The organism is Legionella quinlivanii (assembly GCF_900461555.1).
In the GTDB taxonomy this organism is placed as follows: Bacteria; Pseudomonadota; Gammaproteobacteria; order Legionellales; family Legionellaceae; genus Legionella_C; species Legionella_C quinlivanii.
In genome coordinates, this window is the sequence record NZ_UGOX01000001.1 from 585,755 (window position 1) to 604,854 (window position 19,100).

A 19,100-nucleotide genomic window follows, 5' to 3' on the forward strand; every position below is an offset into this window, starting at 1 on the left:
TTTGTTTTACTTCACATATACCTTAGGCTGATCAAAATCATAAATTATACCTAGCCCCATTTGAGCGGTGTTTGGCGTGATTTTGGTCTGTTTTAACACTCCGCCAAAAGGTTCAAACACAGCACTCTTAATGCCCTTATAATTAATTTGGCTGTAATCCAGCATCAGCCACCAGTTAGTTGATAAGGCATGTTTTAAACCTAAACCATAGCGAATGCCTCCGCGGTTTTTAGTTTGGCTAAGAATAGTGGGATCGGATTCGCTAATTTTTACTCGCGCGTTGCTGTAGCCCACGCGGCCAAATATCAGCGTGTTTTCGGCGAGAAAAAAGCCTGGCAGGATACTGACTCCAGCACTTCGTTTTACGGTGAATGTGGTTTTTGAGAGCGTTTGATGAATATATTCCTTATTGTTCAGTTCATATTCCACCGAGCTCAAATTTCCATTCACTTCAGCAGCCAGGCTATAGCGCTGATAGCGCAACTGGTAACCTCCGAAGATGGAGCCGAAAACGCCTGTGCCGGAAAAATGATTCTTATCGATTACGTCAAAAGTACCCGGGCGGATGACATGTGATCTTTGTCTGAATTCAGCTCCCTCAGGTCCGACACTGGCGCCGATGTAGAAGCCAGCATGGCTAATTGAAGAGGACAAAATAAGACTGGCAACACAAACGGTTTTCCCTAACATATAATTCTTCCTGATTGATGATTAATTATCAAAGCGTTTTTCAAAAGCAGCAAGCCTTAGTTCAAGCTTTCGCTGCAAACTTGCTTTTTGATTCCCATTTACAAAACTGTTACAGCCGGCGCTGTTCAAATCAGCACATTCAGTAACCAGAGTTTGCCTGGCGGGATCAACCCAGATACTTTTGCCAGGTAAAAAGGCATAGGTCAGTACATTACGAGTCATCTGCTTTAGTGTCTGATAGTCAATGTCGTGTTCAATTACTGCTTTCACATATTGGCGTGTCAGATCAGTTCGCAGAATACCTTCATCATCTGTCGACAAGACGAGAGGCACGCCTTGCTTTAAATAGTAATGAACAGGATGTTCTTTTCCTTTAATATTAAATATTTTCTCATTGCTGGTAAGATTGATTTCTACCGGGATCTGGTGTGTTTTCATGTAATTTTGCGTGTCATTGGCTTTATCCTCAAACCCAATATCAAGCCCGTGACCTATTCGTTCTGCATGTCCGGTTAACACGGCATCGCGTATATGAAATCTCAACTCCTTTGGCATCACATCCTCGGCTTTTAATTCACCGGCATGGAGTGCAATGTGGACTTGCGGATATTGCTGGTGCAGAAAGTCAATCACTTCCATCTGTTTTTTATAATCTCTAAGGGAGATAATGCCGTCTTCTGCCTGTACCATATTAATGGCGACGATTGCTTCTGATTGGGAGGCGGCGGCAAATCCATGCAGCGCCTGCATAAAAAAGCTTTGAAGAGGCTGCTCACGAAGAATATGATACTGAAATTTTACCGTTAGATGGCAAACGGATTGCTCGGGTTTGCTGTCACAGCCCAAAAACTTTCTGGTATCTGGCAGTAACTGGTCGCTGACTTTTACTGTATTTGAGATTTCCTGAACAAAGGCTGGATCATCAAGAAGAAGCTTTCTCGCTTTTTCAAAGCCTTGTGCCAGATCAGGTTTTTCTGAGACAACTGTGGATTTGGCATAATCGGGCATCATCATGATTTCCATATATTCTTCCTGCTGCTCGCTGGCGCGCTGCATGACTTCTGCAAGAAGCGGGATGTGATTGTCCATGATCAGATTAGTGAATTTGAAAAAGGTGGCAAAAAAATGATCATGCCCGGATTCCTTACCCGCAATAAAATCCTTCATTGACCAGGCTCGGACAAGCTTGTCGTACAATTCAGGATTGCTCAGTATTTGATTACTTTTTATTCCGTTACAGGCTTCACTGATTTTATTGATACCAAATGACTGCGGATTCAAACAATAATCCTGCTTGGCTGCCAGTTCAATCATAGTTTCAGGGTAGGCGCCACCTGCTAGATGATAATGCAGTTCCCCGCCCTTGGGCATTTCTTTAAGAAACGCGTATAAAGCATTAGGATCTTGCCGGATCTCATTAAAATGCTGCTCAACACTGGATTGAACAGACGAAGTAAACGCCAGTAAAAACGCATAACCAAACAATTTTTGCATACCAAAGCCCATACTGGCTTCAGCTGTTGGAACTAATTGATACTGCGAAGCCAAAATACATTAAAAGAGAATGAGTATACTGGTTGTTTGCTAAAGTCTCCATTATTTTCCAAGAGGATTGGGGCTAAGACTAATAAGCATTTCATTTTTGACTATAATTTAAGCATTCAGACTATTAAAGTGTTTTTCTCATGTCCTCAGATGCTGACAGAACCCCAAGAATAAGTGAACTATTTGCTGCGTGCAAAGCAGTTATCAGCAGTCCTGCGCCTGATTTTCCTGCATTAACCAATAAAATTAAAGAAATATTGGATTCAGCAAACTATCAGGACCAAAAGGCCGCCCCCGAGCTAAGGGCTATTCCCTGGAACAGTCTGGTTAAAGATTTGCATGAGCTGCGCGGCCTCAGAAACAAGAATGCCCTGACATCGGAAGATAAAATTCGTGCTTCGTTTTTAGAGAGCCGTATTAACCAGATGGCTTTACCTGCTTTTTCGGAATTACAGCGCTCTATGGAGGTTGCGGATCTATGGAATACAGAGGTTAAATCGTTTTTGGCTCTTGCAGATGTAATACTTCCAGCGGAACCTATTGCCAAAGTAGCAGTAGTACCAGCAGCTGTTGAAACTGCACCTGCGCTGCCCTTATTTATGACGATTCGTAATGCTCGAACCGCCTTGAATGAGCGGCTGAAAACCAGTTTGAGTGCGCCAATTAGTGAACAGCTTACCCCTAATGAAGAGGGCGTTCCCTATACTGATCTTGACAAGGATCCTCCACAGGTTGCATCCATAAAAAAACTGATTAATAGTTTATATTATGCTGAGAACGCGGCCAAGGCCGAAATATGGCAGAAGATTGATTCTTCAAGTAAATTGGGAATGGTGCATAGTGTTTTAAGCAATCAGATACAGATTGCCCATGATCTGTATAATGTATACAAGGCTCTCGATAGTTTTAATGAAGCGGCACCCGAGATCAGGGAATTATTGCGGGAAAATATGGATCTTATCCAGCCCGTATACAACAATCTCGCTTCTGCGGTGCAAGCCTTAGGTTTACAAGAAAAATATGAGCATCTGGATTTGGCCGGCGGCGCCGGGCTTCTGCTGGGAGAAGGTGTCAATGCACTGCAGGAAGGCGATAAAACTACACTACAAGGGAATGTGCTAAGCGGATTATTGAATCAATTGCCGCGGTTGCTAAATTCTGCGGCAACTGCGATAAATCCCGATACCAGGCAAAGTCCTGAAGCCTTACAGACATCCGCAAAAAAACAGCAGGCAATAGGTCAATTGATTGATGCGGTATTCAGTGATAAGCATACGCTGAGCGCTCTGCCTTCTGCCAGAAAAGCCATAAAAGGTCTTAAAGAGATCAATGAGCGGCTTGTGGCCGAAGGAAATAACCTTTCTGAGGAAACAATAAAAGCTTATATCAAGTGGGGCAATGAAGGATTAACGGCTTTGATTACTTTGGCTGACGATTTTGAACGTCGAAATTATTTAAAACCGGGTACTCTTTCTGATCCAATTGTTGAACAGGCAACCGTTCTACGGGATGCCATTGAAGCACGCATAGCTCAATCAGAAGCCGTTAAAAAGCTTCCTGATGCGAATGCGGCTGATGTGCTCAGAGTGGCTAAAGTAGGCTCGGCCAAATCATTCATAGCGCAAAGCCGTATTCATGCTTTAGATGAATCGAGAGTAGCGTCTTATACCGAAATACAGGAGCTGGAGTTTAAAGCTTCCCAGGCAAAAGAGTTTTTTGACCTGCTTAATCAATATGCCGGAAAAAATCTGGCGGATATCAGCTTAGAGGATAAGCAGCGATTAAAGCAGTCTTATCAGGTGATTCAATCGGCAGTTGCAACCTTTAATGTTGAGCTGGATAAGCAAATTGTATCCGCTCTTAATGCTACAGAAGCACCGCCGGCCGCAGGCCGGTTCGCTGGCTTCTGGAAAGGGGTTGAGAAACTGAAAAAAGCGGATATTAGTGGTTTGATGAATGATATCGGCGGTTACTGGCACGGAGAAGTGAATCTGGTTGGTGGATTAAGACAAAAGATTTTGAAATATTATGATGATAAACAAAATGCTGAAAATCTTAAGCTGGAAATTATTAATGAAGCAGAGTTTAGTCTCGCGGAAAAATTCAAAGGAAAAATTGTTCCCTATGAGGAGGTTTTGGCCGCAAGAGATCAGAAGGCCTTATTGGCACCCGAGACAACGGCAGCACTAAGTGGGCAGGGCGTTATGGGATTAGATGCTCTTGAACGCGTCGAGCAAATATTGCCCACCATGCTTGATACAATCAAAAAAGCTGTCGACTCTTCAGAAGCAGTTTCTGAGAACGATCTGACTTATCTAAAAAGTGAATATTTAAGACTACAGGCTACTATTTATCATACGAATAAGGAACTGGATGCAAAAATAACCGCAGCGCTTAATTCCGGAGATAAAGCACAGTTAGCAGAAATCAATGCTGACTTACGGCACCCTGATTTTTTCAGAGAGCTGAATACTCGAAAGCTGTTTCTGACTGATCTTTCCAACAAAGAAAGAGAGCCGTTACCTGCTGTCGATAAATTATCTCCAGTTCAGGTTTCTTCAATTAATAATTTACGAGGTAATTTCGCTGCGATTCAGGAGATGGAGTTATCTACATCAATTGGCAAGCTGAGTGAGTATGTCAGAACTACCCGTATTAATAATTTATCGACACAGGTCAATGACCGAATACAGATGCCGCCCCATGCGGAGGATCCAGCGGATCCCAAAGTGGTGAAGCAAATAAAGGATCTGGAAAATAATTTATATAATTTGCAAAAAGCGCTGGCGGCTTTTGAACAAATGAACAATGACGATTCACTGGTTACCAAATTAACTGTTTTAAAAGATGTGCTCATGCAGTTAAAAGCATCCTGGAATACCCTGAACAGCATGACCCCTGAACTAAAAGAGCAATATGCCTCAGTTGCCAAAGTATTAACGTCTTATAGCTCTGTAGTAAGTCCAGCACAGGTGCAAAGTCAGAGCGCACAAGAGCTCCAGGCGGCCAGATCAAACATTCAGAAGGGAGTTGACGGCCTGTTTGCTGCTTCTGCCTATGTTGCAGACAAACAGCAGCAGCTAGCCGATTATTTTGGTCTTGAAGTGGATAAGGGACGTAAATTTAAGGGATATACGCGTGAGCAACTAGCCAATCCCGAGACAATGAAAAAAGAAGCGGATAAGATTTTACGTGGTCTTGAAAAGCTTTCGGAAGGGTCGCAGGTAGGTGGATTATGGAAGTCAAAAGGCTTATTGGCTCAACTTAAACGCTTCGGTGAGCAGATGGGAGAACTTGGCGCTACCGTTGGTGATATTGCCACTGCAAAAGCAGGCACCTTGAAAACACAATTATATCAAGGAGTTTTGGCAGAAATAAGCCGTATGGAAGACGATCTTTATCTGAAACCAGGCACTATGCTTCTGCCTACAATGCAGAAACTGAATGTCTTTTTTGAATCTATGTTAAGCGAGCTGGATCTGCCGTATGAGGATAAATTGGCTATTATACAGCAAGATCAGTTTATGACGATTTTAAAGGCAGAAACGGCTAGCCGCATGGCCCAGTTAAATGACGATCTGAATAAAGCGTCAAGTCCTCAGGAAAAAACAGATATCGAATTCAAAATGCAGGCACTTTCTAACAAATTGAGCTATCTGAATGAGGTGGGCAACGCTTATTCTGAAGACTATAGTGAGCGCAAAGGAAAAATACTGGATAGCGAGTTTGAAAAATTGCTAAGTAAAGTATACATTCCGGCGATCGTACAGTCTGGAAAAGGTTTGAATGAACCATTTAAAACTCAATATATCAATGAATTGCGCACTTACTATAAGAATAACCGGGATAAATTAATCAGTGAAGGGCAAGCTGACAGCCTGTCAATGGACGATTTGAAAATGGGGCTTGATAATATTCAGACCAATCAATACAAAGCTTACCGGTTTGTCGACAATGTAACCCATATCATCAATGATCACATGAGCAAAATCAAACCCGGAGAAAATAAAGATTTGTCTGAGTTTGGCGAAAAACTTGTAGATAAATTTCGCGATCCTGCTGTGCCTATCAATATGCGTTATAACGAGGCTAAAAATCTGGAGAATAATTCGCAGTTTAAGGAAATTGCTGCCAAAAGCAGTAAAGGTTTGGGTCTGCTTTATGCGCTGAAGAGCTTTTTTAGAAGTGTCTCCTATGTGTTAAGTCAGTCCATCATGCACAAAATGTCAATGAGGGAGTCTTATCAGGCCTATAAGGAAATACAAAAAATTCAACGTGGGGAAGCTTTGCGGGAGGCTTATTTAAGCTTTAAGGATAATCTGGGAACAGAGGATTCTACTAAAAAGGACAGTCTTGATGACGTAGATAATCCTGCTCAGGAAAGAGAGAAAGATATTGAAAAAACAGATAAATTTCGCGATGCACTAAACCATATGCGACCTCAGTCAGTGGAACCCGCGGTAGAGGCCGCCAATAATGCCCCTGCCGAAGAAGATAATAGCTCTGCCGAAATTGCGCGTCCCGGTTGAAAATATTACTTCTTGATATGCTTTTTGCATATCAAGATGTTTATTTCAGTTAGCACAAGCTTTGGGGTTTTTTTGCATCGATACGTTCCTGTCTGGCCTCAATGATTTCCTGGTGGTTTATGATTCGATTATCATCATTCAAATTACACTGCTCTTCAATATAATCCATACGGACTGCAAGACTTCCTTTAGGATTAAACTCTTCTTTGATTTCTTTTTTCAATGTCTGCTGGAGTGCGCTAAGCAATGCCGGAACATTCTCCTCACCGGTATAATTCTTTAAAAAGTTATTAATAATTTCGGTGTGGCCACGCCGCGGGTGCGCAAAAAAATGCCCCGCCCGTTGCCATCTGCTCGCGGTATCCGAGGTTCTCAGTGCATAGTCTTCAAGGATAGTCCTCGCTGCCAGATAATTCCTTTTCTCCATGGATAAATGCGGGAGTGTTTGCCTGGTCCACATCGCATGGTATGACTTTGGATAATTATGTCGGTTCAGAGATACATTCTGCGGCGCAGGAGAAGGTTGAGCTGGCGATTGCTGGGGTGGAGAGGGAAACTCGAGTTCAATATTTAAATTCAGGCGTGGTGTTCTTGCGTTTTCAACCGCTGGAGCTGTGTGACTTAGAGTGGCCGGTTGCGATAACTGTACCTGGGGTGTCGGCCTGTTGCTCGCATAGAAATCGAGTTGTGTTATAAAATTCTCTATTTCTTTATCTTTAGGATTCGCACCGAAAGGGTTTATAGGATTGGGCGGAAGGTTAAGCACATGAATTAATCTTGCCGCAAAAGTACCTCGAAGGCTGTTCAGAACCTCCTCATTGTCGGATGTTTGGGGAAAGTCAAACAGACCCGAGGAAGGATGAGTTCCTACTAAAATCAATCGTGTATCCGGGCGCATCTGTTGGAGATAAGTGTTAATATTTGCTTTTAATTCTTCAATATTATTTTGGTCACTGGATAGGTTAACGACATAAATGAGCACATCCGCGCTCTTCTCATCTTTACCCACATGCATCCTGGCTCGCGCGGGTTCGGCTGTGGCATTTACCAGATTCAAAAAAGGGGCATGATCCTGACTCAGTATATTTGCCTGAAGAGCAGAGGGATTGTTCCGATGTCGTCTTAACTCGCCTTCAGTAGGTTCTCTGAGAGGTTTTCGGATTCTAACAACAGAAGAGTTTTCTGTGTTAGTTTCCCCTTGCGCTGTCCTGGATTTTCGAATGGTAGGTTCCAGGAACTCAGACCATGCACTATTTGCATCTCCTACAACTAACGCTTTTAACGAAGAATTATCCCGCTTTGCTCTAGCCATTATATTGCTCATTAGTTATTTATATTGGTCTAATTATAGTCAGAAATGGTTAAGGTTTTATTAAGGGATATACTTTAGGCCCCATTGCCATTGAGTTAAGTAGGGGTGTACCACTCCGAACTCAATGTTAGGCAAAGGGGCCTAATGACACTTACTTAAGGCTTTAACTCCTACTGCTACGTCCCTCGGCTTGTTCCTGAGAGATGGTCGCAAATTTTATATAACCGATTGATTTATAATTATAATGTTAAATCCCTATGTACCCCGCTTTATGCCTGAGGGCTCCCCTCATAAATAAGGATATTAAAAAGTGGCAGTGCATGAAGATATATGATCAAATAGTTTTGCGAACAATTTTGATTAGGATATCTCATGCACATAAAGCGATTTTTACACAATTTGCTATCAAGTACTATCCATGGAAAACGATTTAATACGCTTAATTTATTTATCAATGCCTTACTCAGGGAAAAAAAGCTGTCGTTAACTCAGTTGGGGCGAGCATTAAAAAATAAGGCTCAAGAAAAGAATAATATTAAACGCTGTGATCGTTTTTTAGGGAATAAAAACCTGCATGGAGAGCGATTCTCGATATACCAAAAAACAGCCCATAGGTTAATTGGAACAAATAGTCGTCCTATTATCCTGGTAGATTGGAGCCATGTTCCTAATACAACGCATTATTTGCTTAGAGCCTCATTAGTCGCTAAAGGCCGTGCGTTATCAGTCTATGAAGAGGTATTTCCTCGCCAATATGAAAATAGTGACAAAGCGCATCACTTATTTTTACAGAATTTAAAGCAAGTTCTGCCTGAGACAAGTCTCCCGATATTAGTTACGGATGCTGGTTTTTATAATTCATGGTTTCGGTTGGTGTTAAAACAAGGTTGGGACTATGTTGGCCGTATTCGGGGTAATATATGTTATCGATTGGATACCCATACTTACTGGGAATATTATTGTGATTCAAAGGAAAAGGCGACCGAACAAGGGCAATCTCTGGGGTGGGGCATTGTCTCTAAAACAGACCCAATAGAAACATTTCTTTATTTAATAAAGCTATCCGGAAAAAAACGTACACGTTTTAATAAGTACAAAAAGAAAGCGCAAAGCAAGAAAGACAAGGTGTATTCAAAATCAGCCAATGAACCTTGGCTTTTAGCAAGTTCATTAAACAATACAGAAACATCGTTTAACCCTTTTTCAATCTATTTCAAACGCATGCAAATAGAGCAGAATTTTCGAGATTTAAAGTCATCTCAATATGGCTTTAGCTTTGAACATGCTTACTCAAAATCAATAGAGCGAATTCAAGTGTTACTAATGATTGCTATGTTGGCTACTTTAATTGCTTATTTAACCGGCTTCGTTGCTGAAAACAAGCGATGGCATCTCTCTTTTCAAGCCAACACATCCCAAAAAAAACGAGTGCTTTCTTTGTTCTATCTCGGCTGTCGAATCATACAAAGGAAATTTAAATATAGAATTGATTATGATAAAGCCGTCGAGGCCCTGCAAATAGAGATACTCGTTGCAGGGAGAGAATTATGAGGGGATCCCTCAGGCTTTATGCGGGGTATCCAGGCAATGCGTCTGATTGGCAAAAGCATTTTAATATTCACTACCATTGTTATGGATACCCCGCATAAAGCGGGGTACGTAGGCTCTTATAAGGGGTATGTGGGCTCTTACAGGGGGCATGTGGGCTCTTACAGGGGGCTCTTATAGAATGGTTAAATTGTGTGACCATCTCTCAGGAACAAGCCAAGGGACGTGGAGAGAGAGGATTAAAGCCTTAAGGCAGCGCCATTCTGCGGGTTATACGCAGAATCCAGTGGTGTTATTCGAATCGTGGATCCCGCGAACTGGTCGCGGGACGTAGAAGGAGAGGCTTTTGATTTAGTTACGGGCAACAGCCAGACCTTTGAGAATAGTCAAGGCAGCATACAGTTGATAGTCCTCATGCAGAAGCGTTTTATCATCCTTGTTAGAGTGTTCGACGCTTTTGGTTTGTTCGCTGGTGTTTGCCAGATGGCCGCTTAAATCAGCTTCTGAAAAGCCGGTGAAATTGGCTTTATTATCGTCTTTTGCCACAGTGACTTCATCGATGACGATATCAGGAGTAATACCCTTGGCCTGAATAGACACACCGGATGGCGTATAATAAAGGGCCGTTGTCAGTTTGATTCCCCGTTTATCGTCAAGCGGCAGGATAGTCTGTACAGAGCCTTTACCGAAGCTTTGTGTGCCGACAATAATTGCCCGTTTGTTGTCTTTAAGAGCCCCGGCAACAATCTCGGAAGCTGAAGCTGAGCCATTATTGATTAGAACGATCATTGGAGCGTTATTCAAAATATCTCCTGGATTGGCCAGTGCCGTGAATTTTGAACCGGGTAAGCGCCCTTGTGTGTAGACAATCATTTCCTGCTTGCCATCTTTCGAGGTATCCAGAAACGCATCGGATACCTGAATCGCTGAATCCAGCAATCCTCCTGGATTATTTCTAAGATCAAGAATCAGGCCTTTCAGATTGCCGCCAGCCTGTTGTTTCAGTTGAGCGATGGCTTTTTCCATATCGTCACCGGTCATTGCCTGAAACTGGGTCAGGCGTATATAACCGTAATTGTCATCAAGGAGCTTGCTTTTCACGCTTTTGATAAGAATCTTCTCACGAACCAGAGAGAATACCAGTGGTTTGCTTTCACCTTTTCTCAGAATGGTCAAATCGATAGTCGTACCCGCTTTTCCGCGCATTAAATCAACGGCTTCCTGCAGAGTGATGCCCTGAACGGATTGGTTGCCCAGTTTGATTATATAATCACCGGCTTTGATACCCGCACGATAGGCTGGTGTATCAACCAGAGGAGTGACTACTTTCACCACTCCTTCTTCCATGGTGACTTCAATACCCAGACCGCCAAATTCACCGCTTGTTGAAGTTTGCAAATCTTTAAATGCATCTTCATCAAGATAAGTGGAATGTGGATCCAGACCGCTTAGCATGCCTTTAATGGCATTATCAAACAGCTCTTTATCGTCAGTCGGTTTCACATAATATTTTTTAATCTGGCTTAAGGCATTTGAGAAGCGTTGGACATCCTCCAATGGAATTTTTTTATTCCCCTCTGAATTGGTGTTTGTCGCTGTTGCCGAGGCATCAGTTGCATAGAGTTGAGCTGGAAACAAAAACGCAGTTGTTAATACTGTCGCCAGAGCACCAGAGTAAAACCGTTTGTTGCGCATAATGTTCTCCTTGGATAGTGTGCCACGCATCATGCGGTCACCTTCCGATGTCAAATTACATGAAGCAATATAAATGCCAGAGAGTCTATTGAGAAGAAAACTTCTATCGGAAATTGCTTTTGCAATGCCGGGGTTCGTCAGCTTCAGGCTATTACTTCGAGCATGATCAACACAGCATACGGGACAGAAACCGAAAAATCCGTTTATCACAACTGCTTTCTTAACGATCACAGAATCACCAAGCTGGATTTGACTACTTCTGGCTGATGTTTATTATTATGTCGATGATTGTCAAATTACACAAATCAAGCTAACCATTCAAGTGGTGGAACAGCTTTGCCACGTTGCCTCACCTCAAAGTATAGACCGTTTTGTTTTATCCCGCCGCTGTGTCCAACGGAGGCAATTTGCTCTCCTTGCTGTACAGTTGCCCCTTTGCGCTTATATAAGGATTGATTGTGCGCATACAGGGTCATAAAGCCCTGTCCATGATCAATAATGATTAATAGCCCATAGCCATTAAGCCAATCGCTAAAGACAATTTTGCCCGAAGAGACGGCATGAACCGGTGTTCCTTCTCCGGCAAAAAATGTCACGCCCTGATTCATCCGTTGAAGAGAACGGCTTTGAATGGGGCGTGGAAGTTTATGCCGCATCTGGTTAAAGCTTTGTTTAGGTAAGGCGACGCTTTTCAAAGCCAGATTCTTTAAAAGATTGGAGAGATTCTCTTTATTATGTTCAAACTCCGCCAGTGTATGCTCTTTGCTCTGGATTTCTTTACTCAGCGATTGGATAACTGCCTTATGATAGTGTTTATCTTCCTGTAACTGGGCCTGATGAATATGAAGCCGCTGTTGTAGCTGGCGCTGTTCAGCCAGTTCATCCTGTAAACTTTTCTGATTGGAGGTTAAATTCTTTTTCGTGTTATCAATCGCATCGATAATATGTTGCCGTGACTGAACGATGTATTGATAATAGGTGAGCAGGCGACTGATAGAATAGGGTTCATCCTGATTGATAATCCATTTAACCGGCTGATAACCTCCTATTTGATAGCGGGTGCGGATATGGTTTGCCAGTTGTTGCTGCTGCTTTATCAGTTGCTGATTCAATTCGCTGATATGCTGTTCCAGGCTTACAATTTTTTGTTTCTTGCTATCGATATCAGTTTGAATGGAGCGCAGCTGTTGAATGGCTTTGTCTATTTGTTTTTCGGTGCCAGCCAGTTCACGATTCAACAGACCGCGGCGATCATTGGCATTTGCCAACACTTGTTTGAGACGATTAATTTGCGTGTCCAGCTGCTTTAATTTGGTTTTGGTCTGTAATACAGAGGAGCTATCAGCCGCATAGCCTGTACCTGCCAGGCAAAGAGCAATGACAAATCCTGAAATATAACACCTGAAATTAGACAGAATGAGCATGATCTTCCACCAGAAGGGCTTGTCCTGTCATTTCATCCGGCTTTGATAAATCAAGCAGAGACAGAATGGTCGGCGCGATATCCACTAAAGTACCCTGGCTGACTTTAAAATGTCTCTGGGTATTACCCACATAAACAAAGGGAACCATTTCACAGGTATGAGCGGTGTGTGCCTGGCTGGTGTTTTCATCATACATTAATTCCGCATTGCCATGATCAGCGGTGATTAGCATGCAGCCGTCTTTTCTTTCCAAAGCCTGCCAAACTTCACTCATACAACGGTCAAGGCACTCAATTGCTTTCTTTGTGGCGTTAAAATCGCCTGTATGGCCCACCATATCGGCATTGGCATAATTGCAAATGATCACATCATAGGCATCGCTGTTAATCGCATCCACCAGGGCATGGGTTAATTGAGGTGCGCTCATCTCCGGTTGCAAGTCATAGGTAGCAACAGGTGGAGAGGGGATGAGTATGCGATCCTCATTGGGGAAAATCTGTTCTGATCCGCCATTAAAAAAGAAGGTGACATGGGCGTATTTTTCCGTTTCCGCAATCCTCAGCTGGTTTAACCGATAATCGGCAAGCACTTTTCCGAGCGTATTCCTTAAAGGAATCGGTGGAAATGCGATTGCGGTGTGTAAGCTTTTTGAGAACTGAGTCATGCTGATAAAGGCAGCCAACTCTGGTTTTCTATGACGAATGAAGCCCTCAAATGAGTCGTTAATGAATGCCTCAGTGAGCTGCCTTGCGCGATCGGCACGAAAATTAAAAAAGAACAGAGCATCCCCATCTTCGATCGCTTTATGTTCTTCAATCAAAGTAGGCGGAATGAATTCATCCGATTTGCCGTCTGCATAGAACTGCTGGATTGCTTCTTTTGCGCTGTCAAAATGGTATTGGCTCTTGCCTTGAGTCAGCATATGATAAACCGGTGCTATCCTTTCCCAGCGCTTATCGCGGTCCATAGCAAAATAACGCCCGCTGATTGAAGCAATATGTGCTGCCGGATAACGCTCAAGCTGTTCTTCCAGAGCTTCGATACTGCTTAAGGCACTTTGTGGCGGAGTGTCACGGCCATCTAAAAACAGATGAAGATACACATTGTAAAATCCAAGCTGATGGCAAATTTTTATAAAGGCAAATAAGTGATTTTGATGACTGTGAACTCCTCCCGGAGATAAAAGTCCCATTACATGCAAGGCGTTGCCACTTTCTTTTAATTGCTGAATAGTAGTCAGAAATAATTCGTTTTGCTCGAATTCTCCGGTTTCTATGGCGTGATTGATACGGGTTAAATCCTGATAAATCAGACGGCCTGCACCAATATGCATATGCCCCACTTCTGAATTGCCCATTTGCTCATCAGGTAAACCAACGACATGTCCAGAGGCGTTTAGCAAGATATGCGGCCGATGTGCCCACCAGTCATCCCATTGAGGAGTGTCTGCTGCGGCGATTGCGTTGTGGTTCTGGTTGCAGCTATAGCCCCAGCCATCAAGAATCATTAATACTAATGGTTTTCTTTGTTGCATGGGGTAACTCCGACAAAATTAGAGAATAAGGAAATCTTCCTGAGCAGGAAAGATTAGATCTCTAAGTATATACTTATCGGACAGGTTTAGGCGAGCATTCGATGTCGATTGCAATGTTTTTTTATTTAAATTAAAAAGGATATTATTTCTATAATAGAGACACTTCTCCTTAAGGATTATTATGAAACAACATTCTCCCGGATTTTTGAAGTTAGTGACAGCGGCAAAGCAACGCATTAAAGAGATTTCTCCGCTCGCTTTGAAAGAAAAAATGGATAGCAATGAATCTTTTCAGCTCATTGATGTACGAGAAACCAATGAATGGGAAACCGGGCATATTCCAGGAGCTGTCCATCTAGGCAAAGGAGTTATTGAGCGCGATATCGAGAAACAAATTTCAGATTTAAAGACTCCAATCGTGGTGTATTGCAGCGGCGGTTTTCGCTGTGCTCTGGTTGCGGATAATCTGCAGGCAATGGGTTATGAGCAGGTGTATTCTCTGGAGAGCGGATCACAGGGTTGGATTGATGCCGGTTTTAATCTGGTCAAATAGTCAGGCTGGGAGTGATAGCGATGAGAATAGCAGTTTGCAGCGATGAGCTTTATCCAGTAAATGATTTTGTAGTTGAAGCGTTGAGAAAGTCAGGACACGAACCGGTGTTATTTGGCGCACTGCGATCGCGTAGCAATGAGTCCTGGATCGTTGCAACTGAGGAAGCAGCTAAAGCAATCAGTTCGGGAGCTTGCCAGGAAGGTATTTTCTTTTGCTGGACAGGCACAGGAACTTCAATCGTCGCTAACAAGATTCCTGGGATCAGAGCCGCCTTATGCACTGATGCTCAAACCGCTGCGGGTTCTCGTTTGTGGAATAATGCCAATGTCCTTGCGTTATCCAATCGATTGCTGACTGACGATTTGGCGAAGGAAATTCTTGCCAGCTGGTTTAATACCCCTCTTAATGAAGAAAGCGAAAAAGCGGCAAGCGAAATTCAGGCTATCGAGTCAAATTACAAAAACACGCCCCCAGGACAAGCCAATCGCTAAAAAAGCGTAAATATTAGTAAATTTACGCTCTCTGTTATTATGGTAATTTTATAATCCGGCCTGATATTCTAGCCGGAGCGAAACTGATGAGAAAACTTCCCCTGGTCCTGGCGATCAGCAGTCTTATTTGCAATCCAGGAGCATTATTTGCAGAGGATGCGCAGAATAAGGAAATCCGCGAGCTGGTCAGCTTTCTGGTTTCCAAAGATCTTCTGGTAAGCAGTAAGGATGGCCAATCGGTTCCACTGAGTTACTATACGGGCAATCAGGAAGATATTGACAAATATTTCGGTGATTATATCTGTAAACCTTCAGATACCTGCAGCGTTGTGGACAGTTTATACAATGATCCCTATGCTATTCTGGGACGCGGCCTGCCGCCTCAGCAAGGCGGCGATCTTGACATGGCACAGGCGCAAGCCCAGCTTGAACGAACGGATATGAAGTATGGTGCGGATATTTACGATGCCGCGACCTGGCAAATCGCCCTGGCATTGGCTGCCAAAAATAATTATCTGGAAGCCGAACAGGCAAAAACATTGATTGGCAATCAGTTGCAAGCGATTATGAACAAGGATAATCGCGCCACTGACAAGCAATTTAAATATGGGTATCAGAACTCAATAAGCGACGCCAGTAAAGCCTTCACTTTTCGGATGATCACGGCTGATTTCCATAATAAAGATCCCTTTTATAAAGGACGCTATCAGGAAGAGCTCAGCTGGGATTACGACTCGGAAGAATTAGCCAAAAATGATCCCGATAAGCATCCTGCACAATTTTTTGAATACGTATCTACCTGGTCAGATTGGAAACCGATTACCGGAGAAAATGCCTGGGCACAATTAATAGGTCCTTTGCAGGCAGAATTACTCCTGAATGACGGTAAAGTAGCCGCCAATTCTCCCGCCTTAATCAATGCAATGAATAGTCTCAGTGCATTTTCTGCGATGCAGGCTGGAATTGGTGCCTTTTACTACGCGCCGGGCGGTTCACAAGGAAACCAGGGACCGATACCGCAAGGGGAAATTTCAGTTGAAAATAATTTTTCAGCGCTTGGCGGCCTGCAGATTTTAAAGAAAGTGCTGCAAAACAGCGAGCAAACCCCGCAACTGACTCAGGCTTTGCAGCAAGTTGATGTAATGCTTAATGGTGGAACCACTGTGAATGGTTATAAAACGCTGGGCTTACTAAGCTTCATTTATAATGGGGCCTATGATCAAAAGCATGGCATTTTTTATACGCATGGCACCGCACCGATTCCTTCTTCCCTCTCTGACTGGCAACCCGACACCTCTGACTCGGCGGCTGCGATGGCTATTGATATTAACACCTGGGGAATTGCCTCCTTAGGGCCAGAAACCGTTGACAAATGGTTTGGCGACGGAACGTCTAAGGCTATCTGGAAAAAAATCAAAGCGCAGGGCGGTTATTACCAGCAAGGCGAGCTCTGGGGAGTAGGGTATACCTTGCATAATAATTCCGGGGATAATCCTGAAAATATTATGTCGACCGAATGGACTGCGGGGGCTATTAATATGGTTCAGTCGCTTATTGATTATTATTCTCAAAAGGGTGAAGACATAAGCCCATTGCAGGCTGATCTGACCAGCATGCAGCAGGGAATCAAGCATTTGCGAAACGATCAGTATCTGGCGGCAGGTTTTGACGGCGCAACCCCCAAAGAGAATTTCGTAAGCCTCGATAATCAATCGGGGCAAGCCTACCTTTACGCCAGTAAGCGTTTCGCCATTCCCTTTGGCTGGAATGCCAATACCTTACCGAGCACAACATCCAATGCCTGGGTGATTATGAACTATTTTAATTACAATCCATTTCAGTATGGCGGCAAATTATCGGGTGAGAATTACGATATCCCTGAAAAAGCCGACATTTCAGGTGGAGCTCATGAAGATGGTTTGCCGCAGGCGGTAACCGTTAATTTTAATGCAGGAAATCTCGGGCAAATTACTCAACTAAGCCTAAGTTACAATTCAGACGCTTCACAAGGGAACTGGATAGCAGCTGCAACCGTCAATGGACGCACAGGCACAGCCAATCTTCCCGCGGGAGCAAAGGCTTTGTCCATTGCATTCAATAACAATGGCTGGGCGGGTGCTTGCCAGGTGATTCCAGCTAACATGATTTGTAAAAATGCGGATTGCAGCAGCGTTTACACGATCAATACTCAATGGAGTGCCGATGGCAAGGGGGCTTGCGTTTTGAGTGATTAACGGGCTGGAAATAAAATATTTTTGTCTATCAGATCGTTTAACAGTCTTTCGCAAAGAGGAGTCAGCTCCTCTCTTTGTGGATGATTTTCCAGATCGAGTGTGCTGCTGGCTGAGGTTTTGCTCTCTGTCATATGATTTAGCAAATGATAAACAAAGGCGCTGATTTTCATAAATTCCACTTTGTCATTGGCGTCTCTCCAAATAATCAGAAAAGAGTCCTCGGGTTGCTGCGGTAGATAATTCTGGCTGATTTGTTCAACCGGGTAGTGGTAATGCCGCATGGCGGCGGTCGAGCTAAATCGAAAAACACTCCTCAGTGGCGGTACTTTTATAACAGGTATCTGTTCTTCCACAGCCAGTTCAATCACCAGCTCCATCCATTCATAATGGGCCAGGTCAGCCAGAAAAGGAGGGTGCCTGGAGAGATTTGCGCTTTCCTGAAGAAAGCGCACAAATTCCCCTGGAATTTGATAAAACAAAGGTGTGGAAACTGGGTGTTTTTGAATGAAATCGCGAATTAGCTCTTCCCAAAGTGAAACCGAAAGAATGGATTTTAATACAGGGAAACAGGGCTTAATCAAATCATTAAAGCTTGAAAATACCAGGTTGTGGTAGAGATTTATTCTCGAAGTGTCGGCTAATTGTTCTGACTGGCGTAAAGAGCTGGTAAATGTCGTTTGCAGGATTTTTATTGAATTGCTCATATATTGCTCTGCAATTGCTGGATTGCTCTGGTTTCACGCATCAATTCAGACCATTCCGGGATATTTTGATCGCGTTCCAGCAAGGTGGGTATGAGGCCTTTCTGCTGATACAGGAACTGTAAAAGCTCTAAGACTTGCGGGCAAACCGGGCTGCCGTGCGTGTCGAGAATTAAATCATTATCAATAGACTCATGACCTGCCACATGAACAAGTTGAATTTTATGGGCAGGCAGCTTGATGATGAACTCTTTTGCCTGATATTGATGGTTGATGCTATTTACATAAAGGTTGTTGATATCCAGCAATAGGTCGCAATCCGCCTCCGCAAGCACCGCATTAATGAAGTCTATTTCTGTCATCTCTTGCGCAGGGCAGTAGTAATAGCTCGAGTTTTCAAAGGCAATGCGCATGCTCAGATAATCCTGAACAAAGCGAATTCTGGCACTCACATGCTTTACTGCTTCCTCAGTAAAAGGCAAGGGCAATAGTTCATACAGATAACCCTGCTCATCACTGCAATAACTCAGGTGCTCGGTATATTGCTGAATGCCGTACTGTTTAAAGAACAACATCAGCTGATCGAGGAACTGAGTATTGATAGGGCTTATGCCGCCAATAGAGAGTCCTAAACCATGTGCGCTTAGCGGAAATCGTTCCCTGACGGCGCTAAGTGCACGGGCCCGCCATCCGCCAATTCCCAGCCAGTTTTCGGGAGCAAGCTCAAGGAAATTAAAGGCGATATCTGAGGTATGAATCAATTCCTTTAAAAAGCCGGTTCTTAATCCCAGCCCCGTACCGGCTATTGGTTTTGAAACGCTTGGCATAAATCTTCAGCAAATAA

Annotated in this window: 13 protein-coding genes; 5 read left to right on the forward strand and 8 right to left on the reverse strand. The window is 43.4% G+C overall.

Annotation, left to right across the window (positions count from 1 at the left end; genetic code table 11):
* Window positions 1-6: 6 nt before the first annotated feature.
* Both DYH61_RS02600 and DYH61_RS02605 read right to left on the reverse strand, forming a co-directional pair.
* Window positions 7-690 (reverse strand): outer membrane beta-barrel protein, encoded by a 684-nt coding sequence (locus DYH61_RS02600; RefSeq protein ID WP_058508400.1) that lies wholly within the window; start codon window positions 688-690, stop codon window positions 7-9.
* Between the two features lie 21 nt (window positions 691-711).
* A complete protein-coding gene (locus DYH61_RS02605; RefSeq protein ID WP_058508520.1) occupies window positions 712-2,184 on the reverse strand; it encodes an adenosine deaminase family protein in 1,473 nt (490 codons plus the stop codon).
* Between the two features lie 191 nt (window positions 2,185-2,375).
* Between DYH61_RS02605 and DYH61_RS02610 the strand changes: the two genes are divergently transcribed.
* A complete protein-coding gene (locus DYH61_RS02610; protein WP_058508399.1) occupies window positions 2,376-6,764 on the forward strand; it encodes a hypothetical protein in 4,389 nt (1,462 codons plus the stop codon).
* 49 nt (window positions 6,765-6,813) lie between these two features.
* On the opposite strand, the gene DYH61_RS02615 is transcribed toward DYH61_RS02610, so the two are convergent.
* Entirely contained in the window at window positions 6,814-8,076 is a 1,263-nt protein-coding gene (locus tag DYH61_RS02615; RefSeq protein ID WP_058508398.1) for a DUF5617 domain-containing protein, read from the reverse strand.
* A 372-nt stretch (window positions 8,077-8,448) separates the two neighbouring features.
* On the opposite strand from DYH61_RS02615, the gene DYH61_RS02620 reads away from it, so the two are divergent.
* Window positions 8,449-9,627 carry an IS4 family transposase gene (locus DYH61_RS02620; protein ID WP_115343300.1) on the forward strand — a complete coding sequence of 393 codons (1,179 nt, stop codon included), beginning with the start codon at window positions 8,449-8,451 and terminating at the stop codon, window positions 9,625-9,627.
* Window positions 9,628-9,975: 348 nt separating this feature from the next.
* Here the strand turns inward: DYH61_RS02620 and DYH61_RS02625 are convergent, their stop codons facing one another.
* The 3 genes from DYH61_RS02625 to gpmI form a co-directional block, all read right to left on the reverse strand.
* A complete protein-coding gene (locus DYH61_RS02625; RefSeq protein ID WP_058508185.1) occupies window positions 9,976-11,319 on the reverse strand; it encodes a S41 family peptidase in 1,344 nt (447 codons plus the stop codon).
* A gap of 305 nt (window positions 11,320-11,624) precedes the next feature.
* On the reverse strand, window positions 11,625-12,743 hold the full coding sequence (locus DYH61_RS02630) for a murein hydrolase activator EnvC family protein (protein ID WP_083499250.1): 1,119 nt from the start codon (window positions 12,741-12,743) through the stop codon (window positions 11,625-11,627).
* Window positions 12,727-14,277, reverse strand: a complete 1,551-nt coding sequence (gene gpmI / locus DYH61_RS02635; protein ID WP_058508184.1) for a 2,3-bisphosphoglycerate-independent phosphoglycerate mutase — start codon at window positions 14,275-14,277, stop codon at window positions 12,727-12,729. The genes DYH61_RS02630 and gpmI overlap by 17 nt, the downstream gene beginning before the upstream one ends.
* A gap of 181 nt (window positions 14,278-14,458) precedes the next feature.
* Here gpmI and DYH61_RS02640 point away from each other — a divergent pair, with 181 nt between their 5' ends.
* The 3 genes from DYH61_RS02640 (at window position 14,459) to DYH61_RS02650 (ending at window position 17,555) form a co-directional block, all read left to right on the forward strand.
* Window positions 14,459-14,830 (forward strand): rhodanese-like domain-containing protein, encoded by a 372-nt coding sequence (locus DYH61_RS02640; RefSeq protein WP_058508183.1) that lies wholly within the window; start codon window positions 14,459-14,461, stop codon window positions 14,828-14,830.
* A 20-nt stretch (window positions 14,831-14,850) separates the two neighbouring features.
* Window positions 14,851-15,321: an RpiB/LacA/LacB family sugar-phosphate isomerase gene (locus DYH61_RS02645; RefSeq protein ID WP_058508182.1), complete on the forward strand. Its 471-nt coding sequence runs from the start codon at window positions 14,851-14,853 to the stop codon at window positions 15,319-15,321.
* Window positions 15,322-15,407: 86 nt separating this feature from the next.
* Window positions 15,408-17,555 (forward strand): hypothetical protein, encoded by a 2,148-nt coding sequence (locus DYH61_RS02650; protein WP_058508181.1) that lies wholly within the window; start codon window positions 15,408-15,410, stop codon window positions 17,553-17,555.
* Here the strand turns inward: DYH61_RS02650 and DYH61_RS02655 are convergent.
* A complete protein-coding gene (locus DYH61_RS02655) occupies window positions 17,552-18,259 on the reverse strand; it encodes an HvfC family RiPP maturation protein (protein WP_058508180.1) in 708 nt (235 codons plus the stop codon). The genes DYH61_RS02650 and DYH61_RS02655 overlap by 4 nt on opposite strands.
* Window positions 18,256-19,083 (reverse strand): HvfB family MNIO-type RiPP peptide maturase, encoded by an 828-nt coding sequence (locus DYH61_RS02660; RefSeq protein ID WP_058508179.1) that lies wholly within the window; start codon window positions 19,081-19,083, stop codon window positions 18,256-18,258. The genes DYH61_RS02655 and DYH61_RS02660 overlap by 4 nt, the downstream gene beginning before the upstream one ends.
* Window positions 19,084-19,100 lie beyond the last annotated feature (17 nt).

What these genes read in the sequence shown, in the direction of transcription:
- DYH61_RS02600 (WP_058508400.1), bottom strand. Translation starts at nt 690, where the DNA reads ATGTTAGGGAAAACCGTTTGTGTTGCCAGTCTTATTTTGTCCTCTTCA.
- DYH61_RS02605 (WP_058508520.1), bottom strand. Translation starts at nt 2,184, where the DNA reads ATGCAAAAATTGTTTGGTTATGCGTTTTTACTGGCGTTTACTTCGTCT.
- DYH61_RS02610 (WP_058508399.1), top strand. Translation starts at nt 2,376, where the DNA reads ATGTCCTCAGATGCTGACAGAACCCCAAGAATAAGTGAACTATTTGCT.
- DYH61_RS02615 (WP_058508398.1), bottom strand. Translation starts at nt 8,076, where the DNA reads ATGGCTAGAGCAAAGCGGGATAATTCTTCGTTAAAAGCGTTAGTTGTA.
- DYH61_RS02620 (WP_115343300.1), top strand. Translation starts at nt 8,449, where the DNA reads ATGCACATAAAGCGATTTTTACACAATTTGCTATCAAGTACTATCCAT.
- DYH61_RS02625 (WP_058508185.1), bottom strand. Translation starts at nt 11,319, where the DNA reads ATGCGCAACAAACGGTTTTACTCTGGTGCTCTGGCGACAGTATTAACA.
- DYH61_RS02630 (WP_083499250.1), bottom strand. Translation starts at nt 12,743, where the DNA reads ATGCTCATTCTGTCTAATTTCAGGTGTTATATTTCAGGATTTGTCATT.
- gpmI (WP_058508184.1), bottom strand. Translation starts at nt 14,277, where the DNA reads ATGCAACAAAGAAAACCATTAGTATTAATGATTCTTGATGGCTGGGGC.
- DYH61_RS02640 (WP_058508183.1), top strand. Translation starts at nt 14,459, where the DNA reads ATGAAACAACATTCTCCCGGATTTTTGAAGTTAGTGACAGCGGCAAAG.
- DYH61_RS02645 (WP_058508182.1), top strand. Translation starts at nt 14,851, where the DNA reads ATGAGAATAGCAGTTTGCAGCGATGAGCTTTATCCAGTAAATGATTTT.
- DYH61_RS02650 (WP_058508181.1), top strand. Translation starts at nt 15,408, where the DNA reads ATGAGAAAACTTCCCCTGGTCCTGGCGATCAGCAGTCTTATTTGCAAT.
- DYH61_RS02655 (WP_058508180.1), bottom strand. Translation starts at nt 18,259, where the DNA reads ATGAGCAATTCAATAAAAATCCTGCAAACGACATTTACCAGCTCTTTA.
- DYH61_RS02660 (WP_058508179.1), bottom strand. Translation starts at nt 19,083, where the DNA reads ATGCCAAGCGTTTCAAAACCAATAGCCGGTACGGGGCTGGGATTAAGA.